The organism is Streptomyces sp. GL_148 (genome assembly GCF_057834205.1).
This window is the reverse complement of sequence record NZ_CM174396.1, coordinates 5,932,540-5,951,906: the sequence shown is the minus strand read 5'-3', so window position 1 is coordinate 5,951,906 and position 19,367 is coordinate 5,932,540. Positions and strand designations below refer to the sequence as shown.

General features: G+C 72.6%; 18 protein-coding genes. 7 read left to right on the top strand and 11 right to left on the bottom strand.

From position 1 onward, the window contains the following. Window positions 1–3 precede the first annotated feature (3 nt). From AC3IYI_RS27450 to AC3IYI_RS27430, 5 genes are all read right to left on the bottom strand, one after another. Window positions 4–2,469: a helicase-associated domain-containing protein gene (locus AC3IYI_RS27450; protein WP_489406235.1), complete on the bottom strand. Its 2,466-nt coding sequence runs from the start codon at window positions 2,467–2,469 to the stop codon at window positions 4–6. Between the two features lie 131 nt (window positions 2,470–2,600). Continuing rightward, a complete protein-coding gene (locus AC3IYI_RS27445) occupies window positions 2,601–2,768 on the bottom strand; it encodes a hypothetical protein (RefSeq protein WP_489406234.1) in 168 nt (55 codons plus the stop codon). Between the two features lie 135 nt (window positions 2,769–2,903). Further along, on the bottom strand, window positions 2,904–4,235 hold the full coding sequence (locus AC3IYI_RS27440) for a hypothetical protein (protein ID WP_489406233.1): 1,332 nt from the start codon (window positions 4,233–4,235) through the stop codon (window positions 2,904–2,906). Window positions 4,236–4,261: 26 nt separating this feature from the next. Further along, complete coding sequence (locus AC3IYI_RS27435) at window positions 4,262–4,654, bottom strand: hypothetical protein (RefSeq protein ID WP_489406232.1); 393 nt, start codon at window positions 4,652–4,654, stop codon at window positions 4,262–4,264. Continuing rightward, the gene (locus AC3IYI_RS27430) at window positions 4,651–7,038 is read right to left on the bottom strand and encodes an AAA family ATPase (protein WP_489406231.1); all 2,388 of its coding nucleotides are present in this window, start codon (window positions 7,036–7,038) and stop codon (window positions 4,651–4,653) included. Before AC3IYI_RS27430 ends, AC3IYI_RS27435 begins: the two co-directional genes overlap by 4 nt. A gap of 270 nt (window positions 7,039–7,308) precedes the next feature. Between AC3IYI_RS27430 and AC3IYI_RS27425 the strand changes: the two genes are divergently transcribed. Together AC3IYI_RS27425 and AC3IYI_RS27420 are read left to right on the top strand one after the other, a co-directional pair. Further along, the gene (locus AC3IYI_RS27425; RefSeq protein WP_489406230.1) at window positions 7,309–8,292 is read left to right on the top strand and encodes an XdhC family protein; all 984 of its coding nucleotides are present in this window, start codon (window positions 7,309–7,311) and stop codon (window positions 8,290–8,292) included. A gap of 93 nt (window positions 8,293–8,385) precedes the next feature. Further along, window positions 8,386–8,790: a DUF6479 family protein gene (locus tag AC3IYI_RS27420; RefSeq protein WP_489406229.1), complete on the top strand. Its 405-nt coding sequence runs from the start codon at window positions 8,386–8,388 to the stop codon at window positions 8,788–8,790. Between the two features lie 65 nt (window positions 8,791–8,855). On the opposite strand, the gene AC3IYI_RS27415 is transcribed toward AC3IYI_RS27420, so the two are convergent. After that, window positions 8,856–9,803 (bottom strand): ATP-dependent DNA ligase, encoded by a 948-nt coding sequence (locus tag AC3IYI_RS27415; RefSeq protein ID WP_489411686.1) that lies wholly within the window; start codon window positions 9,801–9,803, stop codon window positions 8,856–8,858. Next, the gene (gene ligD, locus AC3IYI_RS27410) at window positions 9,803–10,687 is read right to left on the bottom strand and encodes a non-homologous end-joining DNA ligase (RefSeq protein ID WP_489406228.1); all 885 of its coding nucleotides are present in this window, start codon (window positions 10,685–10,687) and stop codon (window positions 9,803–9,805) included. Before ligD ends, AC3IYI_RS27415 begins: the two co-directional genes overlap by 1 nt. A 31-nt stretch (window positions 10,688–10,718) precedes the next feature. Between ligD and ku the strand changes: the two genes are divergently transcribed. Beyond that, on the top strand, window positions 10,719–11,804 hold the full coding sequence (gene ku, locus AC3IYI_RS27405) for a non-homologous end joining protein Ku (RefSeq protein WP_489406227.1): 1,086 nt from the start codon (window positions 10,719–10,721) through the stop codon (window positions 11,802–11,804). A 352-nt stretch (window positions 11,805–12,156) separates the two neighbouring features. Here ku and AC3IYI_RS27400 read toward each other — a convergent pair whose 3' ends face one another. Next, window positions 12,157–12,948, bottom strand: coding sequence for a nuclease-related domain-containing protein (locus AC3IYI_RS27400; RefSeq protein ID WP_489406226.1), 792 nt, complete (start codon window positions 12,946–12,948; stop codon window positions 12,157–12,159). 220 nt (window positions 12,949–13,168) lie between these two features. Here AC3IYI_RS27400 and AC3IYI_RS27395 point away from each other — a divergent pair, with 220 nt between their 5' ends. The 3 genes from AC3IYI_RS27395 to AC3IYI_RS27385 all read left to right on the top strand — a co-directional run bounded on the left by AC3IYI_RS27395 (window position 13,169) and on the right by AC3IYI_RS27385 (window position 15,991). Further along, the gene (locus AC3IYI_RS27395; protein ID WP_489406225.1) at window positions 13,169–13,825 is read left to right on the top strand and encodes a hypothetical protein; all 657 of its coding nucleotides are present in this window, start codon (window positions 13,169–13,171) and stop codon (window positions 13,823–13,825) included. Between the two features lie 415 nt (window positions 13,826–14,240). Next, window positions 14,241–14,732 carry a hypothetical protein gene (locus AC3IYI_RS27390; protein ID WP_489406224.1) on the top strand — a complete coding sequence of 164 codons (492 nt, stop codon included), beginning with the start codon at window positions 14,241–14,243 and terminating at the stop codon, window positions 14,730–14,732. Next, window positions 14,729–15,991 carry a histidine kinase dimerization/phospho-acceptor domain-containing protein gene (locus AC3IYI_RS27385; RefSeq protein WP_489406223.1) on the top strand — a complete coding sequence of 421 codons (1,263 nt, stop codon included), beginning with the start codon at window positions 14,729–14,731 and terminating at the stop codon, window positions 15,989–15,991. Before AC3IYI_RS27390 ends, AC3IYI_RS27385 begins: the two co-directional genes overlap by 4 nt. A 47-nt stretch (window positions 15,992–16,038) precedes the next feature. Here the strand turns inward: AC3IYI_RS27385 and AC3IYI_RS27380 are convergent, their stop codons facing one another. Genes AC3IYI_RS27380 through AC3IYI_RS27370 form a run of 3 tightly spaced genes read right to left on the bottom strand, consistent with a single transcriptional unit; the run spans window position 16,039 to window position 18,045 of the window. Further along, the gene (locus tag AC3IYI_RS27380) at window positions 16,039–16,329 is read right to left on the bottom strand and encodes a hypothetical protein (RefSeq protein ID WP_489406222.1); all 291 of its coding nucleotides are present in this window, start codon (window positions 16,327–16,329) and stop codon (window positions 16,039–16,041) included. Window positions 16,330–16,339: 10 nt separating this feature from the next. Continuing rightward, the gene (locus AC3IYI_RS27375) at window positions 16,340–17,056 is read right to left on the bottom strand and encodes a TetR/AcrR family transcriptional regulator (RefSeq protein ID WP_385369286.1); all 717 of its coding nucleotides are present in this window, start codon (window positions 17,054–17,056) and stop codon (window positions 16,340–16,342) included. 59 nt (window positions 17,057–17,115) lie between these two features. Continuing rightward, window positions 17,116–18,045, bottom strand: coding sequence for an AurF N-oxygenase family protein (locus AC3IYI_RS27370; protein ID WP_489406221.1), 930 nt, complete (start codon window positions 18,043–18,045; stop codon window positions 17,116–17,118). Between the two features lie 191 nt (window positions 18,046–18,236). Here AC3IYI_RS27370 and AC3IYI_RS27365 point away from each other — a divergent pair, with 191 nt between their 5' ends. Beyond that, entirely contained in the window at window positions 18,237–19,343 is a 1,107-nt protein-coding gene (locus tag AC3IYI_RS27365; protein ID WP_489406220.1) for a ferritin-like domain-containing protein, read from the top strand. Window positions 19,344–19,367 lie beyond the last annotated feature (24 nt).

The window sequence follows — 19,367 nt, the reverse complement described above, 5'->3', positions numbered from 1 at the left end:
CGGTCAGCTCCGGTCCAGGAGTTGGGCGGCCAGGGCGCGGGCGCTGGAGGGGACTCCGCGCGCGCCTTCGCCGGGCTGCCGGTGGGCCTCGTCCAGGGTGCGTAGGAAGCTGCGTGCGCGTTCGGTGGGGGCTCGGTCCAGGACTGTGGTGCCCGTGGCTGCCTCCTGGGTGGGGGCGTAGCCGGCCGTGCGGAGGGCCGAGAGGGTCTCCTCCGGCGGGGCCGCCGAGATGAGGACCGTGGGTGCGATGCGGCGCAGGCCCAGTTTGGTGAGGCCGCGGGCCTGGGCGACCTCGGCGATCAGGGCGGTGTCGTCGGAGCGGATGCAGCAGGCCGAGCGGACGACGCGTAGCTGTCCGTGGGTGCGGGCCGTGTCCTTGATCGTGTATGTGAGGGGCTGCGGTAGCGGGGCCTCGCGTTCGCTCACCGCCGTCAACCGGTCCAGGAGGTCGACCGCGCTCCAGCCCGCGTCCATCGCTCGGCGGAGGGAAGCCGCGGTGATCCGCCAGACGACCGCGTGGCCCTCCGACTCGATGTCGCCGACGGCTGAGAGGAGTTCGGCTAGGTCCGGGGCCGGGGCTCCAGTGACCGTGGCCGTCAGGTCCGCCTGGAAGCGCGCGGTGGTGCTGGGCGCGGGGAGGGCTTCGTACAGGGCGGCGCGGAGGTCGGCCACCGCCCGGGCGAGGGCCGGCCGGGCGGTCAGGTCCTCGCCCAAGCCGTCCGTTCCGAGGGCCGTCGGGTCCGTGCCCGCGCCCGGTACGGCGGGGTAATGGTGGCCGGCGCCCGCCTCCAGCAGGGCGCTGACCGCACGCCCTGCCGAGGTGAGGGCGCCGTGTGCCACGAGGCCCAGCAGCTCGGCCTCCTCCAGGGTCGACCGGAGGCGGCCCGAGATGTCGTCATCGCCCAGCAGCCGCCCCGCCGCGTCGTTCGCGAGGAGGGAGCTCAGCAATGGCTGGTACCAGGCGGCCCGTTCCAGTAGTTCGGTGTACGACTCCGGCGTCAGGGCCAGGCCCTGGCCTTCGGGCAGGCCGCCGAGCGCGCGCAGTGCTCCACGGCGCAGCGGCACGGCGTACGCGTCCTGCGGGCTGATCAGCGCCACCGGGGTCTCGCCGTCGTCCGGCCAGTGGGTGAGCACCTCGGGCACCACCGCCCAGGCGGCCAGCAGAGGCAGCAGCTTGCCCGCGGGCGGGGCTGCCGCCCACGGGTCGTAGCGGTCGCTGGGGAGGAGGCGGGCCGCGGGCTTGGGTGCCGCCTGCCGCCTGCGGCGCGTGGGTTCGGGCTCGTCGGCCTGCGGGGCGGCCAGGCCGGCGTTCACGGCGAGGTCGAGCCACAGGCGGGTGTCCGCCTCGCTCGCACCGGCGGACTTGGCCAGGCGCCGGGTGTCCCGTACGGCGAGGCCGCCCGCCTTGCGTACGGCGACCGGCTGCGCGGCCAGCGCCCGTAGGACCAGCTCCGCGCGCCAGGCGGCCGCTCCGGCCGCGGCGCCTCCTTGGCCGTCCCAGCCGCGCGGCAGCGGGGTGGTGTGGGTGAGCGGTTCCGGCTCCAAGCGGGGACAGGGCGCGCCGTCGCTGTCGCGCAGGGCGCGGGACACCTCGTACGGGAGCTCCGCCAGGTCCGGGCCGGCGGGGAGCAGTAGCGCGCGTGCGGCGAGCCAGTCGGTGCCCTCGTCGCCGCTGCCGCCCTCCCGGAAGGTGTACTTGGCACTGGGTCCCGCGTACGAGCCGTACTGGGTGGCGAAGCAGTGGGTGCGCAGCAGGGGTGGCCCGAGGACCAGGTTGTCCAGCAGTTTGCGGGCCGGGGACGGCGCCTGGGACACCAGGTCGCGGACCTGGCCCGGATCGGCGAGCAGGGCGGTGATGCGGGCCTGGGCCTCGGGGCGGGTGCGTGCCGCGCTCTCGCCGAAGAGCAGGGTGGCGATCCGTTTGACCTCCGGCGCGTTGTACGCGGCGGTCAGCAGCCGGTCCGCCGGCCTGCCGTAGCCGTCGAAACCGGCCGCCCGGACGTGGAGCAGGGGTGGGACCGCCAGCTGGCCCTTCGTCGCCGGCAGCAGCAGCGCGCGTTCCCGTAGCCGGGCGATCGCCTCCGCCGCCCGCTCGCGCGCGCCGCCCGGCGTGAACCAGGCCAGCACGTCCTTCTCCGGCACCAGGCGTTCGGACGGCTCCACGGCCACGGCGAGCGGCACGGGACGCCACCCGTATTGAGGCCGGGCCGCGGCCTCCTCGGCGACCGGCCCGTGCTGTCGCAGGGCCAGGGCGGCGATCGAGGCCAGGAGCTCCATCTCGCCGGCCGTCCCCGCGGTCAGTCCGCGCGCCACCGACTCGTCCGTGAGCAGGTGCTCGGCGAGTTGGCGGGGAGTCGTGATGCGGGTGTAACCGGCAGCGAGAGGGAGATCCCGTTCCTCAAGCAGGACGGCCAGCTGGTGTTCGGGGAGCTGCTTGAGCCACTTCTCCAGGGCGGTGCGCGAGTTCACCCCGCCAGCGTAGCGCGAGGGGCGCTGCGGCATACGGGCTTCGCGATGCCGCGGTCGGGGGCGGCCCCGCGGCGGAGCCGGCTGCCCGGCCTGCCGGCCGTTCCCCTTCGGCGGGCAGGTCACATCCACCGTCAGGTGAGTGTGTTGGTGAGGTGCGGGCCTATGTAGCCGATGAAGATTCCATGGGTGGCGCAGGCGCCGTCGTAGTAGTGAAGGCGCGGGGCGACGGTGTTGCCGCCTCCGATCCTGACGTGCGCGCCCATGAAGAGCTTGCCGGCTGGGTCGATGTGCTCCGGCACGGGGAAGGTGCGTTCTTGCGCCAGTCGGTTTTGGTCTTCACCGATTTCGACTCGTCGCGGATGATTTTCCGCGGGGAGATGGAGTGTTTGCCGTCCGGTACGTCCTCGCACCACTGGTTGAAGTCGCGGGTGGCCTCACCGTCGGCGGCGGCGTCGGCGTAGTCCTGGAGCGCCAGCAGGGCATCCCAGGCCATGCGGCCCCAGGAGGAGCCGTACGCCTGGTCGTCGAGTTCCAGGGTGACCTTGCGGGCGCCGGTGAAGTGAACGCGGGGCATATCGGCGATCCGGTCGAGGATCTCCGCGAACGAGGCGGGTTCCGGGGGGCCGGGTTCGACCGGCGTGTACGCGGCTTCGGCGGCGTTGAGTACGAGGAGTCGCTTCTGGACCGCCAACAGTTGGGCCTTGACTCCGTGGAGTTCCCGGTACTGCTCGTCGTACTCGACGACCAGCATCGACTCGCCCTGTTGAGCCTCGTGCAGTTCCTGTTTCAGGCCGCGGATCTCGTCCGCCCGGACCCTCTGCTCTTCCCGCTTCCTCCAGGATCTCGAAGAGGGCGTGGTTCTCGTCCCTCAGGCGCTCCAGCTCGGACGTCCCGACGCCTTCCTTGGTGCGGGCCCGGAGGACGGGTACGGAATCGAGTTCCGGGGGCAACGGGGCCTGGATCGCCAGGCGCTGCGGTAGCTGGGCGAGGAGGCCCCGGGCCCGCTGCGGGCTTTCGGTGATGGTCCGGCGGGACAGCACGCGGTGCCGCTGGCCGTCGGCCGCCCAGGCCGGGTCCACTCCCGGCAGGTAGGTACGGACACCGCCGGCGAAGACCTGGTGGTACTCCAGGGCCCGGTTGAAGTACGGCTCGGCTTCGGGTGCGAGGACGTAGAGGACGGCCAGGCCGGCCAGCGGGCGGACCAGCGGGTCCACGGTGCGTTCCAGCCAGGCGTCGAAGTCCACTCCGTAGGGCGTACTGGCGACGACGATGGGAAGGCGCCGCTTCTCGTCGCAGAGCTCGTCGACGACGGAGTGGACGTCGTCGACCTCGATGACCTGGGGCATCCGCGTCACGTCGGCGAGCCCGTCGCGCGCTTGGAGTACGTCGAGCAGGCTCCCGGCGAGCCGGGGGGTCTTGGCGGGTATGGGAAAGACCTCGGGGTCGTCGGGCAGGTGCTCGACATCCAGCTGGACCCAGGTCGGTCCGGCTCCGGCCTGCCGGATCAGTACGGTGGTCTGCCAGGTGCCGTCCGGGGTCGTCTCCCGCAGCCGCCAGCGGCCGTACGCTCCTGACGTCCCGGTGGCGGAGTCGTGGTCGAGGGTCACCCCCCGGGCTATCTCGTTGCGTCCTTCGGCGAACGCATCGATGTCGTAGGTCTCCGGGGGCTCCTTCAGCCAGCTGCGCAGCTGGTCGTCGACCAGGGCTCCGGTGCCGACGTAGTCGAGTCCGCTCGTGACGACCATGCGGTAGCGGCGGGTGTCCACGCGGTGCGATTCCTTTCGTAGCGCGGTCAAGGCCTGACGGGGGCCGTACCTGAGGGCATGGCCTGCAGGAGCTCCGTGACGTCCGCGTGCCAGGCCCTGACCTCGGCCGGCGTGGGCGGGAGCTCGTAGGTGTGGTGGTGGCAGGCCGCACTGAGGGCCGACCAGACGACGTACCACTGGCGCGCCACCGAAGGGCTCGCGTACCACTCCAAGCACAGGGCTTTGGTGCGGCCCCGGCTGTGGACCATGCCGGGGCTGGTGCTCCGCCAGAAGTCGTCCATGGCCTCGTCCAGCGCCAGCCGCAGCAGGGCTGCCGCGGCGCGGGCGCGCAGGCCGGGCGTGAGTGCGGGCAGGGTTCCGGGCGGTGGCGTGAGGAGTTGGCCGGCGGCGGCGACGAGGTCGCGGACGGGCTGGGTCACCGGCGCTGCACCGCCCTGGCGAGCCGCTCGGTTTCCCGGACCAGGTCCCCGTTGGCGCCGGGCCGGGCGGGAGCCTGGTGGGCACCCGCGTTGCACCGTTCGATCAGGGTGCGTGCCCAGGGGCCGTGGTCCTGGGCCACCGCGGCGAGCACCTCGGCCGGCGCCATCCCGCTGTCGTAGAAGGCGAGTGCGGCCAACTCGGTCAGCTTGTGCGTCCTGCTGATGCGAGCCTCGACTTCGTCGTGGCTGTGGCCGTCGCCGCGCAGTCGGCGCCGGGCGAGTTCCAGGTAGGCCGCTTCCAGGGCTCCCCGGCACATCTGGGGCAGCACTCGATCGGCGACGTCCTGCGGCACATTGCGGTCAGCGGCCACGGCCCGGGCTTCGCCGAGCGCGAGCGAGACCGGGTCATCGGTCCGGGTAACCCGTACGACGGAGTCGGTCTGACGGGAGACCTGCATGATCGTCGCGGGGACGCGCAGCTGACGGATGGCCTGCTGGAGGCGGGTGTCGTGCGTGAAGACCACCACTTGACGGGTCCGGGAGCAGAGTTGGAGGACGCGGGCGAGCCCTTCGACCTTCTCCGGGTCCATGGACTGCACCGGATCGTCGATCACCAGGAAGCCGAAGGGACTGCCGGGATGTGTGGCACGCGGGAGGAACAGCGAGAGGGCGAGCGAATGGAGCTCGCCCTGGCTCATCACGCCGAAGGCAGGCGCGTCGATGGTGTCCACGGAGGCGTCGAGCACCACCTTCCGCTGGTTGGCGGTGCCCGCGAGGCTGATCGAGCCGAGCGAGACGCTGCTGCGTTCGCACAGGAGGTTCCAGATGGTCTGCGACTGCTCGGCGAAGGGCCGGAGCCGTTCCTCGCGCAGTTCGCCGGTGACCTTCTTCAGCCACGCGCGGCCGTCCTTGATCTGCTTGATCAGCGGCCGGGCCGCCTCCGCGGCCTCGGCGTCACGCAGGCACTCGGCGAGGCGCAGGGCAAGGGGCTGCCATCGGCCGTCCTGCTCCGCGATCCGGTGCGCGGCCTCCTCGCTCAACTGGCGGCAGGCGTCCGCCAGGGTGGCCGCCACGCGCTCGACCCGGTCCGCGAGTTCGCGCGGGTCCGCGGTGTCCCGGCAAGCCGTCCACTCGGACCAGAGGAGGGCGAGCGGCGAGTCGGCCCCCTGCAGCCAGCCCGGAACAGGCTGTACGAGGTCACACACGGCCCGCACCCCGGCCGCCAGCGCCTCTCGCGCGTTCTGCGCCGCGGCCGCCTCCCGCTGGAGCCGTTCGACCTGTTCCCGGGCCCGCACGGCCCAGACCTCGTCGAGGCGGCTCTCGGCACCGCATACGGGACAGTCCTCGGACTGCGGGTGGCGGCGCCGGTGATCCAGCGCGCGCTCCAGCAGTCCGATCAGTTGCCGGGCATCCTCGGCGGCGCCGAACCGCGCGTCCTCGGCAGCTGCGGCGGCCTCCCGCAACCGGGCGACCGCGCCCGCCACTTCGCGCGGGTCGGGGCCTTCCAGACCCGCGAGGCGGTGCAGGCGAGCCAGCTCGGTGCCGTCCGTCGCGACCTGGCCCTTGAGCAGGGCGCGTAGCCGGTCGAGGTCCGGAGTCCGTCCACTGAGCGCCGCCACGGCCTCGGCGGCCCGCGGGTCGTCCGACTCGGCCAGTTCGGCGGTCACGGCGCGGATCAGGTCACCGGCGCGGGTGACCGTGTCGGTGAGAACCTTGGCTCGGGCGCGGGCTTCGTTGTCGGCGTCGCTGAGCATGTCCAGACCGAGGATCTGCGCGAGCGCGTCATGCAGGGCGCTCATCCGCCCGTTGATCATCGCGCCGAGCTCGCTGTACGAGAGGAACGGCCGGTAGAGGGACAGGTCCTCGGCGTCGATGACCTCGCGCGGGTCCTGTTCGGGCATACCGGGCTGGTGCACGACCGTCCGGGAGTCCTCCAGTCCGTCCCCGTGCCAGCTCCTGCGCACGGTCAGCGGAATGCTCTCGCCGTCCGGGCAGAGCTGGACCGAGACCTGGGGGGCGGAGGGGTCGTGGAGGTTGCGCCAGCCCTGCTTCCAGACCTGAGTGCGGTCCTGCCACCGGAAGTTGTCCCCGGTCAGCACCATCTCGGCGGCCTCGGCGAAGCTCGACTTCCCCGAGCCGTTCCGGCCGGCGACCACGGTGAGGCCGGGGCCCGGTGTCAGTTCCAGCGCCGCGGCCGGTCCGATGCCGCGCCAGCCGGCCGCCGAGATCGACCTCAGGTACACGGGCCCGGACCGTCCGGCGCTCCTCACCCGTACCTCGGGCAGCAACTCGGCTACGAGGTCCCGCGCCGCGGGTGTCAGTGTGGAACTGGCGAGGCGGCCTAGAACCAGGTCGCGCAGGGTGGGTAAGGGCCGGTCACTCACTACGACTCCTTGCGGTGGCACGGGGCGCTGATCCCGCCCATGCTGCCCGAAACCTCTGCCCCTGGAAGGCGGAACCGTCCACCGGGGTCCGAAGCCTCGCTGGTCGTGGCGACCGTGAGGTTCCGGTGGTCCGTACGAAGGATGTGGGGGTGGGTCTGTGGGTTTTGGGGGGTGGGGGGCGGGGGTGGGCGTGCGTAGGTTGGAGTTGAGGCCACTTTGGGTTTTGAGGCTTTGTGGCGTGCTCTGACGGTGAGGATGGGGCGGCGCGGAATGCGTGACTTGGTGGAGACGGCGCAGCGGTGGGTGGCCGAGGGGCGGGTCGGGTTTCTGGCGCGGCCCGTGACCGAGCAGGGGTTCGGGCCCCGGGATCCGGCCGGGGCCGTGCTCGTGGATGCGCGCGGGGAGTGTGTCGGGGCCCTGTACCGGGGGGTGTTCGATGCCGAGTTGGTGGCGGAGGCCGCCGCCATCGGGGGTGGGGAGACCGCGCGGGTGTGTGAGGTTTCCGTGGGGGCTGGGGAGGCCGCCCAGGCCAAGCTGACGTGTGGCGGGCAGGCCGAGGTGCTGTTGCAGCCGCTGAGCTCGATTCCCGGTGAGTGGTGGGAGCTGCTCGGGCAGGGGGTCGGGGTCGCGCTCGTGACCCAGCTGAACGAACGGGCGGATCAGGCCGTCAGCGTCGTGGTGCGGGGGGCCGATCAGCCGTCCGGTGACGCCGAGCGGCGGGCCGGGGAGCTGCTGAGGACCCGGCGGCCGGGGCGGGACGCGTTGTACGCGGGGTCCGGGCTGGTGCTCGTGGAGGCGTACCCGTCGGCTCCGTACGTGGTGATCGGCGGGGGCGGGGAGCTGGCCGAGGTCATCGAGGCCCAGGCCCGGCTGCTCGGGTGGGAGGTGAGTGTCGTCACCGACGTCATCGAGGCCGAGAAGCTGCTCGGAGCGCGGCGGGACGCCGGCTGTCTGGCGATGCTGAGCCATGATCCGGAATTCGACGTGCCCACGCTGCGGACCGCGCTCGCGCTCGGGATTCCGTACGTCGGCGCGCTCGGCTCCCGCAAGACCACCGCGCGGCGCCGCGAGGGGCTGCTCGCGGCCGGGGTGAGCGAGGAGCGGCTGCGGACGGTGCACGGGCCGATCGGCCTGGATCTGGGTGGGCAGACCCCGGCGGAGACGGCGCTGGCCATCTGTGCGGAGATCCTCGCGGTGCTCGGGGGCCGGGAGGTGCGCGGGGTGCGGGATGCCGACGGGCCACTCAGGGGGTAGCGGGTCTTCGCCGGGGGCAGTCGCCCGAAGGGGCTGCCGCGATCGGCGGTACTGGTCGGGTGGAAATGACTGAAATGCGGGAAGGTGAGAGGTATGGACACGACTCTGACGTTCCTCGCGTTGGACAGCACCCTGACCGACATCGCGTGGTTCCTGGTTGTCGGGCTCGTCGTGGTCGGCGTGCTGCTCGGCGGCTTCAAGCTGGGGCAGCGGGTCCGCGCCAACGAACCGGCACCCCCCACTCCCGAGAGCCAGCCGCACCTGCCCGACGGCGGTGCGGTGCACGAGGTGCGGGAGGAGCGGGACTACGTGGATTTCCCCGAGAGCGGCCTGCGTCCGCACGAGATGCAGGGGTACGGGAACTTCGGCTCCACCACCTCGCTCCATCCGGAGGAGGTCCGGGCCCGGCGGGAAGCGGAACACCAGCAGGTCGAAGGGCCGGGCCCGCACCCGCAGCCCGGTTCTCCGCCCAATTCCGGGCGCGGTGCGCACGACTGATCCGCTGAGCACCACCGCTCGCCGGCCCCCTGCGATTCCTGACCCGTGGCGTGCCCCGCCACGGGTCACAGGTCTGTGCGCAGGCGCAGTACCTCCGGTGGCGGGTGGCGGGTGGAGGTGTGGCGGACCTCGGCCGTCAGCGGGGGGTCCAAGGGGTGGAAGGGGACCTCGCCGAGCCCGACGGCCGTCGCCGTGGATGTGGCCGTGCCCGTCGGGGTGGCCGTGCCCGTCGGGGTGGCCGTGCCCGTCGGGGTGGCCGTGTCGCCCGTGGCGGCGCCCCGGGCGGCCAGTGCCGCCGCCACCTCGGCCCGTAGGGATGCCGTCAGGGGGCTCGACACCAGCGGGGTCTCGTCTCCGACCGGCAGGACCAGGACGAGGGCGAGCGGGCGGCGGGCGGTGCCCGTGTAGCCGACCACCGCCGCGTCGCGGACGTTGGTGTGGCGGAGCTTTTGCCAGCCGCGCCGGCCGGCGGGGTAGGGCTGGTCCATCCGTTTGACGACCAGGCCCTCGATGCCGCTGGCGGGCAGGGTCTCGTACCAGGTCTCCGCCAGCTCCGGGTCCGTGGTCATGGGGACCGGCTGGAGCGGTGGGCCCAGGGGCAGGAGGAGGTCCACGAGGAGGGTGCGCCGGCGTTCGTAGGGCCGGGAGCGCAGGTCCAGCCCGGCGAGTTCCAGTACGTCGAAGGCCGCGTACGAGGCCGGCAGCGTCTGGGCCAGCACGGCGGCCCGGGCGGCCGAGGCGGCGGCCGCCCGGCGCTGTACGAGCGCGAAGTCGGTGTGGCCCGCGTGCCAGACCACCACCTCCCCGTCGAGCACCGTCCCGGCGGGCAGGTGGTGCGCGGCCGCCGCGAGGTCGGGGAAGGCCGCGGTGACGATGCGGCCGGAGCGGGCCTGGAGGGTCACCCCGTCGACGGTGCGGATGATGACGAGGCGATGGCCGTCGAACTTGGGCTCGTACGCGAGACCGGGCGCGCGCGGCAGGGAGCGTACGGCGGCGGCGAGCGCGACGGTGATCACGGGAGCCGTCCGGCCAGCGACGGGTCGAGGAGCGGCGCGAAGAGGTCTCCGTCGCGGGCCAGCCGGGGGGCGAGGTCGTCGGCGAGGAAGACCAGGTCGGAGGGGGTCCGACAGGCCTCGACCTCCGCCCAGGAGACGGGGGTGGAGACGGTGGGCAGGGTGCGGGCACGCAGGGTGTAGGGGGCCGCCGTGGTCTTGGCGGCGGCGTTCTGGCTGTGGTCGACGAAGACCTTCCCGGGGCGCAGCGCCTTGGCCATCCGGTGCACGACGAGGTCGGGGAGCTCGCGCTCGGCCGCCTGGGCGAGGGCCTTCGCGTACGCCGACACGTGCTCGGAGGGGGTCGGTTCGAGGGGTACCGCCAGGTGGAGGCCCTTGGAGCCGGAGGTTTTGGCGCAGGCGTGGAGGCCGTCGGCCGTGAGGCGGTCCCGGAGCCAGAGGGCGGCGGCGGAGCATTCGACGACGGTGGCGGGGGGCCCCGGATCGAGGTCCAGGACCAGCCGGTCGGCGAGGGCGGGGGCGCCGGCCGGCCACTGGGGGGTGTGGAACTCGACGACGAGGTTGGCGGCCCACATGAGGGTGGGCAGGTCCGCGACGACCACCTGTTCGGCCCGGAGGTCCTCCGAGCGGGGCACGGGGGTGGTCTTCACCCAGGCGGGGGTACCGGGCGGCGGGTTCTTCGTGAAGAAGAGCTGCCCGTCCGGGCCGTCGGGATAGCGCAGGAAGGACACCGGGCGGTCGTGGATGTGGGCGAGCAGGGGGCCCGCGACCGTGGCGTAGTAGTGGAGGACCTCGCCCTTGGTGAAGCCGGTCTCCGGGTAGAGGACCTTGTCGAGGTTGCTGAGCGAAATGCGACGGCCCTCCACCAGGGTGATCGGCGTCATACGATGAGACTGCCACGAAACAGGAGGAACCGTGCGATCCATATGGAACGGGGCGATCTCCTTCGGCTTGGTCAGCATTCCGATCAAGCTCGTGAACGCCACCGAGAGCCACTCGATCTCCTTCCGTCAGATCCATGTCAGCGACGGCGGGCGCGTCCGCTACCGCAAGGTCTGCGAGCTGGACGGGGAGGAGGTGTCGAGCGCCGAGATCGGCAAGGGGTACGAGGAGGCGGACGGGTCGATCATTCCGATCACGGATGAGGACCTGGCACAGCTGCCGATCGCCACGGCCAAGACGATTGAGATCGTTTCTTTCGTTCCTGCCGATCAGATCGATCCGTTGCAGATGGACTCGGCGTATTACCTCGCGGCGAGCGGGGCTACGGCGGCCAAGCCGTACACGCTGCTGCGGGAGGCGCTGAAGCGGAGCCGGAAGGTCGCCATCGCGAAGTACGCGCTGCGGGGGCGGGAGCGGCTGGGCATGCTGCGGGTCGTCGACGACGTGATCGCGATGCACGGGCTGCTGTGGCCGGACGAGATCCGGGTTCCCGAGGGGGTGGCGCCCGAGGGTGCGGTGTCGGTGCGGGAGGCCGAGCTGGACCTCGCGGATGCGCTGATGGCGACGTTGGGGGAGGTGGAGATGGACTCGCTGCGCGACGACTACCAAGAGGCGGTCGAGGCGATGGTCGCGGCGAAGGCGGGTGGGGAGACGGTTGTGGCGCCGGGGCCGCCGGCGGAGGGTTCGGGTGGGCAGGTCATCGACCTGATGGCGGCGTTGGAGAACAGCGTGCGGGCGGCGAAGGCTTCTCGGGCGGGGGCGGTGTCGCCGGAGGCGGAGGGGGTTGCGGCGGAGGTTACGCCGATTCGGCGGAAGAGAGTGGGGGCGGGGGCGGTGTCGCCGAAGGCGGTGGGTGGGAAGAAGTCGACGGCGTCGGCGGCGGGTGGTGGTGGCGGGGCCGGTGCGGCGAAGAAGTCGACGGCTTCGGCCGGTGCGAAGAAGAAGGCCGCTACGGCCGCTGTGAAGAAGACGGCTTCGGCTGCCAAGGGCGTCGACGCGAAGCCTGCCCGGGGTGCCGCGAAGAAGGCGGTGACGCCGCGCAAGCGGAGCTCCGCTTGAGGGCCGTGGGCCCTGCGGGGCGAAGTCCCCTACCCGCCCTTCCACCGTTCCCCGGGCCAGCCCGGACCCGCGCCTCAAACGCCGGCGGGGCTGGGGATGCCACCGGGCGCTGCCCGGAAGCGCGGTCCTCAAACGCCGGACGGGCTGGAGGCGTATCGGGCTGCGCCCCGACCCCCTGGGGCTCCGCCCCAGACCCCGGTCCTCAAACGCCGGACGGCTGATGGCCCCGCACCCCCGGGCCTCAAAACGCCGGACGGCTGGAATGGCCCCGCGCCCCGGGCCTCAAGCGCCGGGACGGCTGAAGTGCCCCCGCGCCGCGGGCCTCAAGCGCCGGACGGGTGGAAAGGACTCGCTAGTGCCAGGTTCGGCGGTCTCTGGCTGTGGTGAAGAGGGCTTCTACGTCTCCGGGTTTGAGGGTGGTGGGGTGGTTCGTCAGGAAGGTTGATGTGGTGGTCGGGGTGAGGACGCGGACGTCTCGGAGGGTGGGGGTGACCTCCAGGCGGGTCGCGTCGACCACCGCCAGGACCGGGGTCACCGGGTGGGAGAGGGCGCGCGTCGCGTGCGCCGCCGCTCGGCGGGCTTCGCGGGGGTCCGGGGTGGGGTCGGTGCGGCCCACCGTGAGGAGGAGGTTGCCGATCACCGCGCGCTGGCGGCGGCCCTGGACCGTGCGGATGCAGAAGACGCCCGGCGGGCCGATGAGCAGGTGATCCGCGATGGCGTGGATCGAGTGCAGGACTTGCCAGTCCTCCGACTCCGCCAGGGCGTCCAGTACGTCGCCCATCCGCTGCCGCACCGTGAGCTCCTGGCGCAGCCGGTGCCGGGCGCGGGTGCCCGCGGTGCCGTACGTGAGGGCGCCGAGCTGCGCCTCCCCCGGGCGGTTCGGGGCCAGGTCCTCGTCGGGCGGGAGGGACAGGCGGAGCAGGTCCCCGGCCGTGGGGACGGGTGGCGGGCCGATGGCGACGGTTCCGGTGAGGTAGGGGCGTAACGCCGTCAGGATCTCCTCCCGGCGCTCGTCCGCCAGCACGCTGATCCGGTTGGCCCGCCGGTCGTACCAGGCCACGGCCCTGCCGTCGGGCAGGTTCACGTACAGCCGGCCGCGGCCGGGCCGGCCGCTCGGCAGTACCTTCAGTCCCCTCGAAGCCATCGTCCTCACCCCCGCCGTCCATGGGAGCAGCCCGGGCGCCCCGCGGCAATCCCCCGGTGGGGTCGGGCCGCGGCGCGTGCCGTGGGCCCGTGGCGTGTAACGACTCCGCCGGGTCCCTGAGGCATGGCTGTTACAGAAGCAACGGGTTACCGCAACGGCCGGTGCATACGTTTATCCCACCTGGACAGCCCAGGTCCTGACCTGCACCGAAGGACGTCCCGTGAACACCGTGAGCCGCAGCCGCCGCACTCTCGTTCGCGCCGCCGCCGTGGCTGTGGGTGCTGCCGGCACCCTGCTGGTGTTCCCCGCGGCGGCCGCGCTCGCCGACGGGGTGCCGTCGGCTTCCTCCGCGCAGGGCGCGACCGCCCCGCGGACCCTGGTCAAGACCCTGTCGCTCGCGGACGGCGTCTCCACCGCGAAGGTGTACCGCGTGGCCAAGGGGGCCTATCAGGCCGAGGTCCTGAACCCCGACGGCTCCACGGCCGCCACCCTGACCAGCCGTGACGGCAGCACCGGCTTCGGCGACGCCGGGGAGATGCACCTCGCGCTGCGGTCCGACGGCCGGCTCAGTTCCTGGGCCGGGGCCGGGAGCGGGAGCGGGAGCGGTAGCGGTACGGAGGACTTCGGGGGCTTCCCCGGCAGCGGGAGCGCCGCCGGCCACAAGACGGCGAGTCGTGACGGCCGTGACGGCCAGGTCGTGCCCGCCGTCGCGGCTCCGCGCGCGGGTGCGGGGACCGTCGAGGCGCTGGGGCTGAACACCCTGGCCGACGGTCCCGGTGACGGCATGCTGCTGCTCGCCGCGGGCGGCGGGATCGCGGCGATCGGCGCCGCCGGGCTGGGCTTCGCGATGCTGCGCCGCGGGCGTACGGAAGCGTAGGCGCCCGCCTCCTCGTCTCCTCGCCCCGTCGCACCGCGGCCCTCCGGCCCCGAGCGCACGGGCAGAAACGATGCGGCTCTGCCTACTGTGGACAGGCACATGCTCATGGGAGAGGAGGGTCGACGGGTGATCGGATCCCGATCCGCTCCCTCCCACGGTCCCGGACACCCGCGCCGGAGCCGGCCCGTCCGGGTCGTCCGGGTCGCCCGGGTCGCCCTGCTGGCCGCCCTGCTGCTGCCGTTGGCCAGCGCCTGCGGTGACACCGGCGGGCTGGCCGGCGCCGGGGCGACCCCGACCGCGAGCGGGCCCGTACATCTGTGGCCGGGGCGCGCGGGAGCCGTCGTACCGCCCGCCGATCCGGGGGGGCGCGCCGCCCGAGTACGTACCCGGGATCGCGCCCGTCCTGGACCAGAACGTGCACGGGATCGACCCGGCGGCCCTGGTGCAGGCCGAGCTGCGGGCCCACCCGAACGTGCAGACCGGTCCCGACGGGATGCCTCCGCAGACCCTCGCCGCGATCAAGGAGTGCGGGGCGGACGGGGCCGATCCGAAGAAGTGCCCGGTGCTGACGCCGTACTACCGGGACCTCACCGGCAACGGCAAGGACGAGCTGATCGTCGGCATCGAGTACCCCGAGCAGCAGATGTCCGTCCGCGTGTACACGGCGGACGCCCAGGGCCGGCTCAACCGGATCATGGCCACCACCGACACCGTCATCAGCGTGGAGCTCGCCGGACGGGACGTGATCCTGCGCGTCCCCAGCGGCAACGCAGGCTACGAGGTGAACACCACCTGGTCCTGGGACCCGACGCAGCGATCGATGCTGCCGACGTGGGAACAGGTCGTACGGGCACCCGGGCACCACGCGAACCCCAGTCAGGCCCCCGGCTCGGGAGCCTCCTCGTGAGGCTCCGGCCGCCCGCGTGGACGGCCACGCTGACCTGGAAGTCGGCCTGTTTCATCGTGGTGATGTGCTGCTCGCTCGCGGCGGTGCTGGGCGTGCTGGTGCACGTGGAAGTGACCCGGCAGACCGTCGCGACGGCCCGGGAGAAGGCGCTCGGCAAGCTGAGCGACGCCTCGCGCGCCTACGAGGCGGGCGAGGTGCTGCCACCCGGGTCCGGGGTGGATCCGGCCGGGCTGCCGGAAGGGCTGCGCGCGCTGGCCCTGTCCGGGCAGCGCGGAACACTCGTGGCCGACTACGAGGGCCGGCCACTGATGTGGGCGGCGGCCCCCGCCGACGGGAAGGCGCTGGCCGCCGCCGTCGACTACGGGCAGAGCGCGCGGACGATCAGCGGGCTGGACAACGCGATCATCGGATCGTCGGTCCTGGCCATCGGCGGGACGCTGCTGGTGGGGGCCATCGCCGTGACCCGGGTGACGCGGCGGCTGCACCAGACGGCGACGGTGGCCCGCCGGATCACCCAGGGCGACCTGGACGCACGGGTCGGGGACCCGCGAACGAAGGATCCCTCGCGGCACCAGGACGAGGTGGCGACGGTGGCGGGTGCCCTGGACACGATGGCGGGCAGCCTGCAGACGAAGCTCCAGCGGGAGCAGCGGTTCACGGCGGACGTCGCGCACGAGCTGCGCACCCCGCTGACCGGTCTGCAGGCGGCGTCGGAGCTGCTGCCGGAGGGACGGGCGACGGAGCTGGTGCAGGAGCGGGTCCTCACGATGCGGCAGCTGACGGAGGACCTGCTGGAGATCTCCCGGCTCGACTCGGGCAGCGAGGTGGTGGAGACGGACCTGCACCAGCTCGGGCGTCTCGCGCGGCGGGTGGTGCGGGCGTCGGGGACGGACACCGAGGTGGTCGTGGTGCGGGACGCGCACGTGGAGACGGACCGGCGGCGTCTGGAACGGGTGCTGGGGAACCTGGTCGCCAATGCCCACAAGCACGGGCGGGCGCCGGTGGTGGTGACGGTGGACGGGCCGGTGGTGACCGTACGGGACCACGGTGACGGCTATCCCGAGTACCTCGTGTCCCACGGGCCCCAGCGGTTCCGTACCGGGGGCGGGAGCAAGGGGCACGGGCTGGGGCTGACGATCGCGGTGGGACAGGCGGAGGTCATCGGGGCCGGGCTGGTGTTCCGGCAGGCGGCGGACGCCGAGGGTGGGGCGGGCGGGGCGGAGGCCGTACTGACCCTGGTCGAGGCCCGGCTGCCGTGAGGTGATGCCCCAGCCATCACACCGCCGGGCCCGGCGGGGCCCCGCCGTCACTCCCCCGGCGCGGCCGGGCCGGGCGGGGTGGGCCTCGTCCAGGGCCAGCGGAGCTTCGGCTTCTGGCCGCCGGGGGCGTAGACGTACTTCCAGCCCCTCTGGAGGCCCAGGCGCTTGGAGTACCCCGCGGGGACCCGCTCGTAGAGCAGCACCGTGGGGGCGCCGCCGTCCGGGGCGGGGACCGGGATCTCGTACCACTTCGACGGATGGCCGGTCGGGCCGAGGAGGATCGGGAGGGTCCGGCCGTCCATCGGGCCGCCCTCGAAGGGGGTGGGTTGGCTTCTCACCGTTCCAGTCTCACAGGAGGTGGGCCGCCTCGGAGACCACGGGGATCACCCGGCGGGCCAGCACCCCCACCGGACCGTCCGCCGATTCGAGCGCGAGGGCGGCCCGGGCCGCCGCGGCCGTCTCCGGGTCGGTGGCGGCCGTGGCCGTGAGCAGGGCGATGAACTGGTCCACCAGCCAGTCCCGGAGCGAGTCGATCTCCGGCTGTTTGCCCTCGTCGATCCAGATCAGCGAGGCGGCCTCGACCGCCGTGATCCACGTGCGCACCATCATGCGCAGGCGCGGGCCCGGGGCCGGCACGCCGAGGTGGAAGAGGATGGCCTCGGCGGCCGCCCGGCGGATGCCGTCGACGGTGGCGGTGGTGCGGGAGGTTTCGACCACGCTGCCGCCCTGGAGGAGGGCGGAGAAACCTGCGTCGTGTTCGTCGACGAAGGCCAGGTACCGGTCCAGGGCCCGGGAGAGCCGCTGGGTCAGGGGGCCGGCCTGGGGTTCGGCGAAGCAGAGCCGCAGCACGTCGGCGGCCGAGCGCAGGGCGGCCTCGTAGAGCTGCTGCTTCCCGCCGGGGAAGTAGCGGTAGACGAGGGGGCGCGAGACTCCGGCGGCCTCGGCCACGTCGTCCAGCGAGACCTCCTCCGGCGCCCGGTGTGCGAACAACGTCAGGGCCGCGTCGAGGAGCTGGGCCCGGCGCTCCTCGACGCTCAACCTGCGGTACGCCCGTACGGCTGTCATGTCCGCAGGGTAGCCGCACCCCGCGGCCCTGGGGTGAGGGGTGTTCGGGTGAGAGGTGTTCAGGCGAGGAGGCCCGAGCTCTTCCAGAGCCGCCGGCCGACTCCGCGCATCACGCCTATGTCGTCCAGGAAGTCGGTGAGCCGCTTGGCTCCGGTCTGCATGACCTCCCGGCGGTGGCCGCTCGCCTTGACCTGGGCGAGCGCCTCGCGCCGGTCGAGGCCGATGTTGTCGTAGACCTGGGGGTTCACGAAGGCCTGCGAGAAGACGCGGGCGGCCTGGCCGCAGCTCACGCGGGTGAGTTCCTGCTCCCAGCGCGGGGCGGTGAGCATCTGGCGGCGCAGTTCCTCGCGGGCGTAGCGGACGTGGCGCGCCTCTTCGATGACGTGGATGCGGGTGACTCCGCGCACGAGGGGCTGGACGCGCTCGTCGGGGAAGGTCAGGCGCTGCATCCAGTCGAGGACCTCCTCGCCGAGGAGGGTGCAGGCGAAGGAGCCCGGGGTGGTGGAGACGGTCTTCAGGACGCGGGCGAGGTTGTGGTTGGCGCGGGAGACCGGGTACTCGGGGGCGCCGCCCGTCTTGATCATGCGGGCGAACATCATCGAGTGGCGGCACTCGTCGGCGATCTCGGTGAGCGCGTACCGGACGTGATTGCTGGTCAGGGACTTGTCGTAGATGTGCCGGACCAGGAGCTGCATCAGGATGATCTCGAACCAGATGCCGAGCGAGCCGAGCGCCGCCGCCTCGTGGCGGGAGAGTTCGATGCGCTGCTCCTCGCCCATCTTCTTCCAGAGCGGCGTGTCGAAGAGGGAGAGCAGCTCGGGCGGCCAGTAGTACTTGCCGTCGATGGGCGGGGCGTCCCAGTCGAGTTCCCGGTCCGGGTCGAAGGAGTGCTTCGCCGAGGATTCGAGCAGCCGCTCGGCGATCTGCTCGCGGTCCTTGAGCAGGCCGAGGGCGTCGCGGAGCTCGGCTCGTTCGGTCACGGTGGTCATGGCTTCGGACACCTCGTCGTCGAGTTACCGGCGGTCACCTCTTATGAGACTGCCTGTCAGCAAGACCGTCAATCCCTCGCACACGACTTGTTGACCGCGCGTCTACCAACGTGTGACGCTGCCAACTGTCCGGTCCCGTACGGAAGTACGCGGCCACGCCATGCGCGGTTACGTGAGACGAGGGGGCGTCAGTGTCGACGCACGAGCTCTACACCAACGATCCGGGCGAGGCCGTCTGGCCGGTTCCCGCCTCCGGCAACGCCCGTTTCAGCTGGGAGTACGACGGCGGCCGCGAGCGGCTGCTGGCCCTGTACCAGAAGGGCAAGGACAAGCAGTGGGACGGCGCCAAGCGCATCGACTGGGACATCGAGGTGGACCCGTACGATCCCCTGGGCACCCCGGACGAGGCGCTGCCGCTGCACGGCACCCGGCACTGGGCCAAGCTCACGGAGCGGGACCGCGGCGAGCTGCGCCGGCACTACGCCGCATGGAACTTCAGCCAGTTCCTGCACGGCGAGCAGGGCGCGATGGTGTGCGCGGCGCGCATCGTCGAGTCGGTGCCGGACCTGGACGCGAAGTTCTACTCCGCCACGCAGACCATGGACGAGGCCCGGCACGCGGAGATCTTCGGACGGTTCCTGCACGAGAAGATCGGGATGCTTTACCCGATCAACGACAGCCTCCAGGGGCTGCTCGGCGACACCCTGCGCGATTCCCGCTGGGACATGCCGTACCTGGGCATGCAGGTGCTCATCGAGGGGCTGGCGCTGGCCGCCTTCGGGATGATCCGCGACACCACGAACAAGCCGCTGCCCAAGCAGATCCTGGCCTACGTGATGCAGGACGAGGCACGGCACGTGGCGTTCGGGCGGATGGCCCTGCGCGACTACTACAAGCAGTTGTCGGACGCCGAGCTGCGCGAGCGCGAGGAGTTCGTGATCGAGGGCTGCTACCTGATGCGGGACCGGCTGCGCGGGGTGGAGGTGCTGGAGAACTTCGGCATCTCGCGCGTCGAGGCGGAGGAGTTCAGCGAGCGGTCGGAGTTCCTGGCGCTCTTCCGCAAGCTGCTGTTCAGCCGGATCGTGCCGTGCGTGAAGGACATCGGGCTCTGGGGCGAGCGGCTGCAGAAGGCGTACCTGGACATGGGCGTCTTCGAGATGGGCAACTCCAACCTGGACCTGCTGATGAGCCAGGACGAGGAGATCGCCGAGGCCCTCGACCGGGAGCGGTTCGCGGCCGAGGAGGAGCAGCGGGTGGCGGAGGTGGCGGAGGCCATCGCGGAGGGCGCGGGCACCTGAGCGGTGGGCGGCGCGGGATACCGC